Raw genomic sequence first — 11,819 nt, forward strand, 5'->3', positions numbered from 1 at the left:
CGAGGGTACAGCTAATCTGACGGACAGTCAGCTAGTGCGGCAGGGCGACAGCGGGAGGAGTCGGCGATGCGCGGCGACCTGGACTGGATATCCATCCCGAGACTGGTACGGAGTGCCGCGCAGCGGTACGGCGAGCGGGAGGCCGTCGTCGAGGGCCGCACCCGCATCTCGTACGCCGAACTCGGCGAGCGCGTGGAGCGGGCCGCTGCGGCCTGCATGGCAGCCGGGGTGGAGCCAGGTGACCGCGTCGCCGTCTGGGCGCCGAACACCCTCGACTGGATCGTCGCCGCGCTCGGCTCCGTCACGGCCGGCGCCGTGCTCGTCCCGCTCAACACCCGCTTCAAGGGCACGGAGGCGGCGTACGTCCTGGAACGCTCCCGCGCCAGGCTGCTCTTCATCACGGGTACGTTCCTCGGCACGTCGTACGTGGCGTCGCTACGCCGAGCGGAGGCCGAACTGCCGCATCTGGAACAGGTGGTGGTGCTGGCGGACAGCGCACCGGAGGACTACCGGACCTGGAAGGACTTCCTGGCCGGCGGGGACGGGGTGTCCGGGTCGGAGGTACGGGCCCGGGCGGACGCGGTCACCTCCTCCGCCCCCTCCGACATCGTCTTCACCTCGGGGACGACCGGCCGGCCGAAGGGCGTGGTGATCACGCATGCCCAGACCTTGCGCTGCTACGACGTCTGGAGCGAGCTCGCGGGTCTGCGTGAGGGCGACCGCTATCTGATCGTGAACCCGTTCTTCCACACCTTCGGGTACAAGGCCGGCATCATCGCGTGCCTGATGCGCGGCGCGACGATGGTGCCGCAGCCGGTGTTCAACGTGGACACGGTCCTGGCGAACATCGCGTCCGAACGCATCTCCGTCCTGCCCGGGCCGCCGACGCTGCACCAGGCCCTGCTGGACCACCCCGCGCGTGACGCCCACGACCTGTCGGCGCTGCGGCTCGTCGTCACGGGCGCGGCCGTCGTGCCGCTGCGGTTGGTGGAGCGGCTGCGCGGCGAACTGCGCATCGCGACCGTTCTCACGGCGTACGGGCTCTCCGAGGCGTCCGGCATCGTGACGATGTGCCGCCGCGGTGATGCCCCCGAAACCATCGCCGCGACGTCGGGCCGCGCGATCCCGGACACCGAGGTCCGCGTACTCGCCGCCCCCGGCGAACCGGGGGAGATCCTGGTCCGCGGCCACCATGTGATGCACGGCTACTTCGAGGACCCGGAGGAGACGTCGAAGGTCCTCGACGGCGACGGCTGGTTGCACACGGGCGACGTGGGGGTCCTGGACGAGGCGGGCAATCTGCGGATCACCGACCGGATCAAGGACATGTTCATCGTCGGCGGCTTCAACGCCTATCCCGCGGAGATCGAGCAACTCCTCGGTCTGCACCCGGACATCGCCGACGTGGCGGTGGTCGGCATCCCGGACGGCCGGCTGGGCGAGGTCGGCAAGGCGTACGCGGTCCGCCGGCCGGGATCGACGCTCACGGCGGACGACCTGATCGCCTGGTCGCGGCGGGAGATGGCGAACTACAAGGTGCCGCGGGTGGTGCAGTTCGTGACGGAGCTGCCGCGGAACGCGAGCGGGAAGGTGCTGAAGACGGAGCTGCGGGCGCGGTCCGGGCGCACGGTCTAGGGCCGCCGCCTCTGGCTGTCACTCATCGTCGGCACGGAGTTGTGCACTGCCAGCGAGCTGAAGGACGTGCGGTCGTGTTGGGCTCGCAGCCGGGCCTCCTGCTCCATGCGCAGGCCATCGGCATTCTCCGTCCGGTTGCCCCCGCGCCTCAGCAGGACAATGACCAGAAGAGCGACCAGCCCCCCGAGCAGGGCGAACAACGTCACCAGAGCCGCCATGGGCCATCCCCCTCCACCCACTGCCCTGGCGGGCATGTCGTCCCGGTCCTTCGAAGAACTTGTCGATGCGGACTCGTCGGGAACCCGGTCATGCAAGAACCCTCGTGCATGCTATGTCGGTTTCCGGTGTGGCGTGCCGCTTGTCGCACGGCCTCGACTGCGCTCCCGCCTGCGCAAGCCGCCCTCAGCGGGAGTGGCCGTTCCCGGGCGTGCCCGCGTCCTCGTCGGCGCTGTCGGTGGCGCGCTGCGGAGGTGCGGGCGTGTGGTTGTCCCCTGCCATGGCGGGCGCCGATACCCCGGCCGCGATCGCGGCGGCGGTGATGGCGACGGCGGCTATGGCGATGATGCGCCGGGTGCGGGTCATTTTCCGGTCTCCTGATCGATGGTGGGACCACGACGTGCCGCGGCCGCGGCGGCCCCCCTCCGCGCCGCCGCGACCGCACCCCGTCGGATGTGTGGCTCAGTTCACTTCTTGGGCGGGGTGGGCATGTGGTTGTCGCCCATGGTGGTGATGCTGCCGTCCTTGGGCGGGGTGGGCATGTGGTTGTCGCCCATGGTGGTGGTGCCGCCGTCCTTGGGCGGGGTGGGCATGTGGTTGTCGCCCATGGTGGTGATGCTGCCGTCCTTGGGCGGGGTGGGCATGTGGTTGTCGCCCATGGTCGTGATGTCTTCGTTCTTCTCCGCGTCGCTCACCGTCGTCAACTCCCTCAATGTCGGCGTCGAATCGGAAAGGCCCGTTCGGCAACTCCCCCGAGGGTCGCCGAACGGGCGCTTCCTGGAATCGCTCACCTTAACGATGAGCACTCGGTGACCGTCTGCCCCCCGACGCGACGGACCGTTGAGTAGAGAGTGCCGGGCGGGCATAAACAAATGCTGAACGCGCCCGTCATCCGGTGCTCAGGCGGCTGCCAGGGGGGTCAACAGGGCGCGTACCTCGTCCGCTTCGGCAGCATCCAACTGCTCGTAGAGGCTGAGCGCCTCACGCCAGCAGGCGCGTGCGCGGTCCCTCTGGCCGAGGGTGTCGAGGGCCTTGCCCAGCACCTGCAGGACGTTGCCCCGTATCTTGTCACCACCGATGCACCCTATGGCCAGGGCCTGTTCGGCGTGTTGGGCCGCTTGTGCCGGCCGCCGGGCCAGGAGATGCGCGCGGGCGATCCGGTAGTGGGTCGTGCCCTCCCAAAGACGCTGACGGTCCTTCGCGAACGTCTGCAGCGCGTCGGAGAGCTGGTCGAGGGCTTCGGCGTGGCGTCCCGCCTGAGTGAGGGCGACCCCGAGCGCGTACCGCGCATTGGCCAGGCGCACCGTCGGACCCAGGCCGGCGTAGAGGTCCACGCCCTGCTGGGCGAGTTCGATGGCGCTGCCGGTGCGGCCCACCAGTTGATGGACGCGGGACAGGTTGGAGAGGGCGCTTGCCGTTCCTGGAACGTTCGCGTCGGACCGGGATCCTTCCGCGGCCTTGAGCAGGTGCGCCTCGGCCTCTTCGTAGTGGCCGCGGCTGGCGGCGATGATCCCCCGGTCGTTGTCGGCCCAGTACACCGTCACCGCGTCCCCGGTGGTCACCGCCAGTGCCCTTGCGGCTCGTGCTTCCTCGTCCGCCTCGGCGTATCGGCCGGCCACCAGGTGGACGTTGGTGAGCGTCGTGTGTGCGCGGCCTTCGGCCTGCGGGTCGCCCGCCGACCTGGCCGCGTCGAGCGCGGCGAGTGCCGCCGCCGCGTACTGCTTCGAGTTCGCGCCGGACTCGCCCAGGTCCTTGGCCGCCCAGAGCAGGTCCACCGCCCGCCGCAGACGCTCTTCCCGCAGGCATTGGCGTGCGCATGCCAGAAGGCAATTCGCCTCCGCATACAGCCAGTCCAGGGCCTCCTGCCGGTCGGCGAACGTGAGGCCCTCGTACGTCGTCGTCGCCAGATGGGCCACGAGCCGGTCGCCGGGCCGTTCGATGGCGTACACCCGTGCAGCCGTTGCCAGATAGAAGTCCAGCAGCCGCGACAGCGCGGCCTCCCGTTCCGTCGGAGGCTGTTCGTCCTTCTCCGCACACGCACGCGCGTAGAGCCGTACGAGATCGTGGTAGCGGTAGCGCCCCGGAGCGGCCGATTCCAGCAGGGAGGTGTCGACGAGGGCCTCCAGGAGGTCCTCGGTCTCGTGCAGGGGCAGGTCCAGTACGGCCGACGCCGCGGCAAGCGAGATGTCGGGCCCGTCGGCGAGGCCGAGCAGCCGGAACGCACGGGCCTGGGCCGGCTCCAGCTGGCCGTAGCCGAGTTCGAAGGTGGCCTTGACCGCGAGATCGCCGGCCTGGAGTTCGTCCAGCCGGCGCCTCTCGTCGGCGAGCTTGGCCGCGAGCACCGAGACCGTCCAGGTGCGGCGGGCCGCCAGACGGGAGGCTGCGATACGGATGGCCAGGGGCAGGAAGCCGCATGCCGCGACGACGTCCAGCGCCGCCTCCCGCTCGGCCGAGACCCGTTCCTCGCCGACGACCCGCGTGAAGAGCTGGAGGGCCTCGTCCGGGGACATCACGTCCAGGTCCACCAGATGCGCCCCGGCCAGGTCGACCATGCGGATGCGGCTGGTGACGAGCGCCGCGCAGCCCGCGGTGCCCGGCAGCAGCGGGCGGACCTGCGCTGCATCGCGGGCGTTGTCCAGAAGGACCAGGATGCGGCGGCCGTCGAGCGTGGAGCGGTAGAGCGCCGCACGCTCGTGCAGGGTGTCGGGGATCGCCGAGTCCGCCGTACCGAGCGCCCGCAGGAACGCTCCGAGCACCGCCTCCGGCTCTGCGGACCGGGGGCCGGCGCCCTGGAGGTCGACGTAGAGCTGTCCGTCCGGGAACTGCGGCCGGGCGGTGTGGGCGACGTGCACGGCGAGCGTCGTCTTGCCGACGCCGCCGATGCCCGCGAGGGCGGAGACCGCCATCACGGAGCCTTCGGTGGTGGCGAGCTGATCGCTCAGTTCCCGCACGAAGGACGTACGGCCGGTGAAGTCGGGAACCGTCGCGGGAAGCTGGGCCGGTCGTGTGAACTGTGGTGCGCTGGAGGGCTGTTCCTCGACGGGGCGGGCCAGTTCCGCGTCGGCCTGGAGGATCCGCTGCTGCAGCCGGGACAGTTCGGGCGTCGGGTCGACGCCCAGCTCGTCCGCGAGGAGCCGCCGGGTGTCCGCGTACACCGCCAGTGCCTCGGCCTGCCGTCCGCTCCGGTAGAGCGCGAGCATCAGCAGTTCGCGCAGCCGCTCCCGCAGCGGGTGCGCGGCTGTCAGCGCGGTCAGCTCGGACACCGCTTCCGCATGGCAGCCGACGTCGAGGTCCAGCTCCAGTCGCGTCTCCAGGAGCTGGAGCCGCCACTCCTCCAGGCGGACGCGCTGCGACTCGGCGTACGGCCCGGGTACGGACGCGAGTGCCTCGCCCTCCCACAGCCCCAGCGACTTGTTGATCAGTGCGCGTGCCTGGCAGCGGTCGCCGCCGGCCCTCGCCTTCTCGGCCTCGGAGACGAGTTCCTGGGCGACATGGAGGTCGAGCGCCTCGGCCGGCGCACGGACGGCATAGCCCCCGGACTCGCTGACCAGGACGCCGGGGCCGAGGACCTTCCGCAGCCGGGACGCGTACGTCCGCACCGCCGCCAGTGCCTGCGAGGGCGGCTCCTCGCCCCAGATCGCGTCGATCAGCTCCGAGGCCGTGGCGGTCCGTCCTTCCCGCAGCAGCAATGCGGCCAGAAGCGCGCGCTGTTGCGGTGATCCGGAGGTCAGCGCCTCGCCGTCGCCCCAGGCGCGTACGGGTCCGAGCACGCTGAAGCGCAGGCCGCTGCCACCGTCGGTCTCCACCGGAACGCGCTGCTCCGGGACGTGCGCATCCGCGGAGGGCCCGTGCTCACGGTCCATAGCTTCCCCCTGCTCGTACCGCTTCATATCGCCGGTCTCGCCGGTATCGCCCCCGACAGTCTGCCTTGTGCGGGCCCGACTCGTCAGCAGTGGGTGACTCTCTGCACAGGATCTGTCGGGTTGGGGCGGATCGGGTAGCTGACGGTCTGTCAGATCGGCGCTACCGTGGACGCATGGAGACCTTCCCGAAGATCATCTCGGTGGACGACCACACAGTGGAGCCCCCCAGCGTCTGGCGGGACCGGCTCCCGTCGAAGTACCAGGACACCGGTCCGCGCATCGTCCGGGCGCCGCTGAAGGAAATGACCTTCCTGGGCGGGAAGTTCGCGCCGGTCATGGGTGCGAAGGGCGACGACGGACCCGTCGGCGACTGGTGGGTGTACGAGGACCTGCACCGCCCGCTCACCCGTCTCGACACCGCCGTCGGCTACGACAGGGACGAGATCCGGCTCGAGGTCATCACCTACGAGCAGATGCGGCCCGGCTCCTTCTCCGTCCCGGACCGGCTGGCCGACATGGACGTCAACCACGTCCAGTCGGCACTGTGCTTCCCCACCTTCCCGCGCTTCTGCGGACAGACCTTCACCGAGGCGAAGGACCGTGAACTGGGGCTGCTCGGGGTGCGGGCCTACAACGACTGGATGGTGGAGGAGTGGTGCGGCGCCGACGCACAGGGCCGGCTGATCCCGCTCACCCTGGTACCCCTGTGGGACGCCGAACTGGCCGCCGCCGAGGTCCGCCGCAATGCGGCACGCGGGGTACGGGCGGTGGCGTTCTCCGAGATACCCCCGCACCTCGGGCTCCCGTCCATCCACACCGATGCGTGGGATCCCTTCCTTGCGGCGTGCGACGAGACCGGCACGGTCATCGCCATGCACATCGGCTCCTCCTCGAGGATGCCGTCGACCTCGGCGGACGCCCCGCCGGCCGTCGGCTCCACCATCACCTTCGCCAACTGCTGCTTCTCCATGGTCGACTGGCTGATGAGCGGCAAGTTCGAACGATTCCCGAGCCTGCGGATCATGTACGCGGAGGGCCAGATCGGCTGGATCCCGTACATCCTGGAACGCGCGGACGTGGTGTGGGAGGAGAACCGGGGCTGGGGCGGAGTCGCGGACAAGGTCCTGCGGCCACCGTCGGAGCTGTTCGCCGAGCATGTGTACGGGTGTTTCTTCGACGATGCCTTCGGGCTGATGAACCTGGACGCCATCGGTGTCGGGAACGTCCTGTACGAGACCGACTACCCGCACTCCGACTCCACCTGGCCGAAGTCCCGCGAGGTCGGCGAGTCCCAGATGGGGCACCTGGCGCCCGACGTGGTGGAGCGGATCGTGCGCGGCAACGCGATCGACCTGCTGGGTCTGACGCCCGAGGGGCTGTGGCCGGGGGCGGCGGCGTGAGCATGCGCCGCCGGGCGAGGGGTGCCGCGCCCGTACGCCGGGGGCCGGCGGTTCGCGGTTCGGTACGCAGGGCGCGGCCGGAGTGGCCGTCGTCGGACAGGGGGCCCGACGAGGCGGGGCCCCTGTGTGACCGTCAACCCGGTCGAACACAGGGCAACAGCACCGTCACCGAGCGTGGACATCGAGGTGCCGGCACCCCCACCATCGGCACATGACGCTCTCGCTTGCTGAAGCCGACAAGATCCTTTCCGACAACTTCGCCCCCTGGGTGCTCGACCTGGGCCTCTCCGTGGTCGAGATGGGCGAACTCCACGGCGTTCTGCGCCTTCCCTGGTCCGACCGGCTGGCCCGCGAGGGCGGGGCGCTGTCCGGGCAGGCGCTGATGGCGGCGGCCGACACGGCGACCGTGATCGCCGTGTCCTCCGCCCGGGGCGGCTTCGTCCCGATGACGACGGTCCAGCAGTCGACCACATTCCAGCGGGCGGTGACCGGCGCGGACGTCCTGGTCGACGCGCGTATCTCCAAGCTGGGCAGGCGGATGGCCTTCTCCGAGGTCACGATGACCGCGGAGGGCACGGACGAGCCCGCCGCCCGTGCCTCCACGGTGTACGCGCTGCTGGGCTGACCTCCACGCTGTGCGCGCTGCCGGGCCGAGATCCCCGGGGCCTCTCGTTCGGATCGTGCCGGGCTCGCGTGCCCCGGCACGCACGCTCACCGCGTTGTCGTCGGTCGCCCACGCTCCGCGTGGGCTCCCTCCTCCGCCTTGCGATCGCACGCACCGGACCCCGCTCACCGATCCAGCCCGATCCGAACGAAAGACCTAGGGTGCTGCTGTCGGACAGCGGTCCGGTGGGCGGTCCGGTGGCGCGCCGACCCGGTCGGTGGTCCGGCAGGGTCGGCCCGGACGGCTGTTCCGCAGCGGAGGGTGGTCGGGCTGCCGGGAAGGGTGGGAGCGGCTTTGGGGGCGTGGATGCACGAGAGGACGCACGAGGCGGATCTCGACGAACTGCTGCGTGTGGTGCGGCGCCGGAGACCGGCCGACGTCCTGGCATGGCTCGGCGGCCGGATCGGGGCGGAGGTCGCATGGATCGGAAGCGGTGGCGTGGTCGACGCGGCGACCGCCGGATTCCCGGCCGAGATCCCACCGGCGTTGCGGGAGCAGGTGGAGCGCGTCGCCGGCGGTGTGCTGGCCGCGGCCACGGTGCACGTGGACGGCCGGGAGACACGGCTCGAGGCCTTCGGCGGCCACGCGCCGCGCCCGGTGCTCGTGACGGCCGGCTCCGCACCGCTGCCACGCGAGTCGGCGGCGCTCGCCTCGCACACCGGCGGGCTCCTGGAACTGCTGGGCAGAGCAGGGAAGGCCGACGACAGCGCACGCGGCTACGAGGCGAAGTCACGGCAGTTGCGGTTCGCGGTGCTGACCGCGCTGATGAGCGGCGACGTGACGCTGGCCAGGCGGATGACCACGGGGGACGTGCCGCCGCTGCTGGGTGCGGAGCGCGTACGGGTCCATCTGCTGCACTGCGCGCCGGCCGACCGCGACAGGCTGGCCCGGACCTATCTGGACCCCGCGGGCTACCACGGGACCGGTCTGATGGTGCACTGCCCGGCGTTCAAGGAGCACCTGATCTGCCCCCTCGCCGAGAACGCCGAACCGGGGGGCCGGCTGGGGCAGGGAGAGGTGCTGCGCCGCCTGGTCCGGGAGAATCCCGGCTACGCGCTGGGCGTCAGCAGACCGCATCCGCTCGCCGCCATGGCCGACGCCTACGGTGAAGCGCTGCACGCCCTCACGGTCGCCCGCAACTCACCGGACCGGCTCGCTGTCTACCGCGGCCGGCCGTCGTTGGTGCAGGTGCTGCCCCAACAACCGGCCTTCGCCTGGGCGTCGGCCTTCCTGGAGCCGCTGGCCGGCGTCCCCAAGTCCACCATCGACATCACGCGTCTGGCCGTGACGTTCCCCCGCTCCGCCGTGGCCCGTCTGCTCCAGATCAGCCGCACCACCGTCGCGGCCCACTGCCGCAGTGCGGAGGAGGCCCTGGGCGCGGACCTCGGCGATGTGCGCACCCGGGCGGCGTTGGATCTGGCCCTGTCACTCACGGCTGTTCACCCCGGTCCCACCGACGGCCGGCAGCCGGCTCCGACCCTGTCCGAACTGCTTGGCACCGCATCCGCCGTGACCTGGGCGGAGAGTTTCACAGGTCCGCTCCGCGGCACCCGGCACGGCGATCTGCACCGCACGGCGGCGGCCTGGATCGACGCCGGCACGGACGCCCGGGCGACGGCGACGCGGCTGGGACTGAGCCGGAACACGGTCAGGGCCCGGCTGCGCGCCGCCGAGCGCCTGCTCAACCGCGATCTGCTGACGACCGGTTCGGGCATCCACGATCTCGTCCATGCGTTGGACGTGACGGCTGGGCACCGGGCACGGCCTGCGCCCGCAATCTGAGCACCGGGCAGCACCGTCTGCGCCCGGATCCGAGCATGGTGCACGGTCTGCGCCCGCAATCTGAGCACCGGGCAGCACCGTCTGCGCCCGGAACTGATCACCGTGCACGGCCTGCGCCCGGAACTGATCACCGTGCACGGTGGCCCCGGTCCCGGGCAGCCTCCTACCGTGCTGGTGGGCGCGGAAGCCGACCTTCCGCACCGGCTGCGAGCACGTGCCACCACGGGGCGTGGGCGTCCGCGTCACGGGGGTGCGCGCACGCCCGGACCGCCCCCGGCCCGCGCACGGCCCCGCCACGGGGCCGCTGACCGGCCGCCCGGTGTCATTCCCGACGCCGGGCCCGGTCCTGCCGCCGGCTTCGCACGCCCCGGTTCCCCGGCCCCGGCATCGCCGCCCCGGGCGCGCCCGTACGCCAGGTCCACGGCCGGACGCGACTGCGCACACCCCTTGCCCGGCGAGGCGTGAGCCAAGACCATGGTGGCCCATCGATATGACGGATCGTCAGATCCAGTGGGCAAAGGGGCCGATCATGGTGGTCTACGGAATGCAGCTCCCGGTCCAGTCGCAGAGCACGATCTACGCCGAGTCGTGGGAGGCCTCCGCCGGCCCCGGCGATCTCGTCGACATCGCCCGTACCGCCGATCGCACCGGCTTCGCCTACATCGCGAGCTGTGATCACGTCGCGATTCCGCGCCGCCTCGCCGGCGCCATGTCGACGGTCTGGTACGACCCCGTCGCCACGCTCTCCTTCCTCGCCGCCGCGACCGAGCGGGTGCGGCTCCTGAGCCATGTCGCCGTCGTCGGTCTGCGCCACCCCCTCCTCACCGCCAAGCAGTACGCGACCCTCGACCATCTCTGCGGCGGCCGGCTGATCCTCGGGGTCGGCGCCGGTCATGTGCGCGAGGAGTTCGAGGTGCTCGGCGCGGATTTCGACCGGCGTGGCGCCGTGCTCGACGAGACGGTCGACGCGCTCAGGGCCGCACTGGGACCCGAGGAGTTCCCGCGCTTCGACGGCGAGCACTTCGCCTTCGAAGGACTCGGACTGAGGCCGCGGCCGGCCCAGGCCGACGTACCGATCTGGATCGGCGGTTCCTCGCCCGCCGCGGTGCGCCGGGCCGCGGTCAGAGGTGACGGCTGGCTCCCGCAGGGCGACCCGCGCGACCGGCTCCCCGCGCAGATCGCGAGGCTCAGGGCGCTCCGCGAGGAGGCGGGGGTCACGCGCCCCTTGGAGATCGGGGCGATCACCGAGCCGCTCTACGTCGGCGACGCAGCGTGGGACGTGGGCCGGCGCACCCTCACCGGCAAGGCGGACGCGCTCGCCGAGTCGCTGCGTGCGTACGGAGCGATGGGCGTGGACCAGATCCAGGTGCGGTTCCGCAGCCGGAGCCGCAGTGAACTCACCGATCAGATGGCGGCCTTCGCGGCCGACGTGGCTCCGCACCTCGACCGATAGGAGTACGGGCATGGGGAAAATGGGGAAACTGGACGGCCGGGTCGTCCTCATCACGGGCGCGGCACGCGGCCAGGGCGAGCAGGAGGCCCGCCTCTTCGCAGCGGAGGGGGCGCAGGTCGTCCTCGCGGACGTCCTCGACGACCAGGGCGAGGCGCTGGCGAAGGAGCTCGGGGAGGACCGCGCCCGCTATGTCCATCTCGACGTGGGTCATGAGTCCGACTGGGCTGCTGCCGTCGCGTCCGCCAAAGATGCCTTCGGCCGCATCGACGGACTGGTCAACAACGCGGGCATCCTGCGTTTCAACGAGCTGGTGAGCACGCCCCTGGAGGAGTTCCAGCAGATCATCCAGGTCAATCAGATAGGTGCGTTCCTCGGTATCAGGACACTGGCGCCGGAGATCGAGGCGGCCGGCGGCGGGACGATCGTCAACACCGCCTCCTACACCGCGCTCACCGGAATGTCCTGTGTCGGGGCCTATGCGGCGACCAAGCACGCCATCCTCGGTCTGACCCGGGTGGCGGCGATGGAGCTCGCGGCGAAGCGGATCCGGGTCAACGCCGTGTGCCCGGGCGCGGTGGACACACCGATGAGCAATCCCGGGGGCGCGGACCCGGAGGCCCTCGACGAGCTGTACCGGAAGCTGGTGCCGCTCGGCCGGGTCGGACAGCCGGAGGAGGTGGCCCGGCTGGCGCTCTTCCTGACGAGTGAGGACTCCTCGTACATCACGGGGCAGCCGTTCGTCATCGACGGAGGCTGGCTGGCCGGAGTGAGTGTCCTCTGAGTTGTGCGACACCCCGATTCTCTGA

10 protein-coding genes are annotated in these 11,819 nt (G+C 71.3%); 6 read left to right on the forward strand and 4 right to left on the reverse strand.

Annotated elements, in window-relative coordinates; genetic code table 11:
* The first annotated feature begins 66 nt into the window (after nt 1–66).
* Nucleotides 67–1,635 (forward strand): FadD3 family acyl-CoA ligase, encoded by a 1,569-nt coding sequence (locus AC068D_RS12140; RefSeq protein WP_478822882.1) that lies wholly within the window; start codon nt 67–69, stop codon nt 1,633–1,635.
* Here AC068D_RS12140 and AC068D_RS12145 read toward each other — a convergent pair.
* The 4 genes from AC068D_RS12145 to afsR all read right to left on the reverse strand — a co-directional run bounded on the left by AC068D_RS12145 (nt 1,632) and on the right by afsR (nt 5,714).
* Nucleotides 1,632–1,853, reverse strand: a complete 222-nt coding sequence (locus AC068D_RS12145; RefSeq protein WP_478822883.1) for a hypothetical protein — start codon at nt 1,851–1,853, stop codon at nt 1,632–1,634. The genes AC068D_RS12140 and AC068D_RS12145 overlap by 4 nt on opposite strands.
* Before the next feature lie 184 nt (nt 1,854–2,037).
* Nucleotides 2,038–2,217, reverse strand: coding sequence for a hypothetical protein (locus AC068D_RS12150; protein WP_478822884.1), 180 nt, complete (start codon nt 2,215–2,217; stop codon nt 2,038–2,040).
* Between the two features lie 101 nt (nt 2,218–2,318).
* Nucleotides 2,319–2,546 carry a hypothetical protein gene (locus AC068D_RS12155; protein ID WP_478822885.1) on the reverse strand — a complete coding sequence of 76 codons (228 nt, stop codon included), beginning with the start codon at nt 2,544–2,546 and terminating at the stop codon, nt 2,319–2,321.
* A 204-nt stretch (nt 2,547–2,750) separates the two neighbouring features.
* Complete coding sequence (afsR, locus tag AC068D_RS12160) at nt 2,751–5,714, reverse strand: SARP-family global regulator AfsR (RefSeq protein ID WP_478822886.1); 2,964 nt, start codon at nt 5,712–5,714, stop codon at nt 2,751–2,753.
* Nucleotides 5,715–5,887: 173 nt separating this feature from the next.
* On the opposite strand from afsR, the gene AC068D_RS12165 reads away from it, so the two are divergent.
* The 5 genes from AC068D_RS12165 (at nt 5,888) to AC068D_RS12185 (ending at nt 11,794) form a co-directional block, all read left to right on the forward strand.
* The gene (locus tag AC068D_RS12165) at nt 5,888–7,114 is read left to right on the forward strand and encodes an amidohydrolase family protein (RefSeq protein WP_478822887.1); all 1,227 of its coding nucleotides are present in this window, start codon (nt 5,888–5,890) and stop codon (nt 7,112–7,114) included.
* Between the two features lie 211 nt (nt 7,115–7,325).
* Nucleotides 7,326–7,739 (forward strand): PaaI family thioesterase, encoded by a 414-nt coding sequence (locus AC068D_RS12170; protein WP_478822888.1) that lies wholly within the window; start codon nt 7,326–7,328, stop codon nt 7,737–7,739.
* 345 nt (nt 7,740–8,084) lie between these two features.
* Nucleotides 8,085–9,560 carry a helix-turn-helix domain-containing protein gene (locus tag AC068D_RS12175; RefSeq protein WP_478822889.1) on the forward strand — a complete coding sequence of 492 codons (1,476 nt, stop codon included), beginning with the start codon at nt 8,085–8,087 and terminating at the stop codon, nt 9,558–9,560.
* A gap of 529 nt (nt 9,561–10,089) precedes the next feature.
* A complete protein-coding gene (locus AC068D_RS12180) occupies nt 10,090–11,013 on the forward strand; it encodes an LLM class F420-dependent oxidoreductase (protein WP_478823127.1) in 924 nt (307 codons plus the stop codon).
* Nucleotides 11,014–11,032: 19 nt separating this feature from the next.
* Nucleotides 11,033–11,794 (forward strand): SDR family NAD(P)-dependent oxidoreductase, encoded by a 762-nt coding sequence (locus AC068D_RS12185; RefSeq protein WP_478823128.1) that lies wholly within the window; start codon nt 11,033–11,035, stop codon nt 11,792–11,794.
* Nucleotides 11,795–11,819: the final 25 nt, after the last annotated feature.

Source organism: Streptomyces sp. NPDC043861, from assembly GCF_056435905.1.

What these genes read in the sequence shown, in the direction of transcription:
- AC068D_RS12140 (WP_478822882.1), top strand. Translation starts at nt 67, where the DNA reads ATGCGCGGCGACCTGGACTGGATATCCATCCCGAGACTGGTACGGAGT.
- AC068D_RS12145 (WP_478822883.1), bottom strand. Translation starts at nt 1,853, where the DNA reads ATGGCGGCTCTGGTGACGTTGTTCGCCCTGCTCGGGGGGCTGGTCGCT.
- AC068D_RS12150 (WP_478822884.1), bottom strand. Translation starts at nt 2,217, where the DNA reads ATGACCCGCACCCGGCGCATCATCGCCATAGCCGCCGTCGCCATCACC.
- afsR (WP_478822886.1), bottom strand. Translation starts at nt 5,714, where the DNA reads ATGGACCGTGAGCACGGGCCCTCCGCGGATGCGCACGTCCCGGAGCAG.
- AC068D_RS12165 (WP_478822887.1), top strand. Translation starts at nt 5,888, where the DNA reads ATGGAGACCTTCCCGAAGATCATCTCGGTGGACGACCACACAGTGGAG.
- AC068D_RS12170 (WP_478822888.1), top strand. Translation starts at nt 7,326, where the DNA reads ATGACGCTCTCGCTTGCTGAAGCCGACAAGATCCTTTCCGACAACTTC.
- AC068D_RS12175 (WP_478822889.1), top strand. Translation starts at nt 8,085, where the DNA reads ATGCACGAGAGGACGCACGAGGCGGATCTCGACGAACTGCTGCGTGTG.
- AC068D_RS12180 (WP_478823127.1), top strand. Translation starts at nt 10,090, where the DNA reads ATGGTGGTCTACGGAATGCAGCTCCCGGTCCAGTCGCAGAGCACGATC.
- AC068D_RS12185 (WP_478823128.1), top strand. Translation starts at nt 11,033, where the DNA reads ATGGGGAAACTGGACGGCCGGGTCGTCCTCATCACGGGCGCGGCACGC.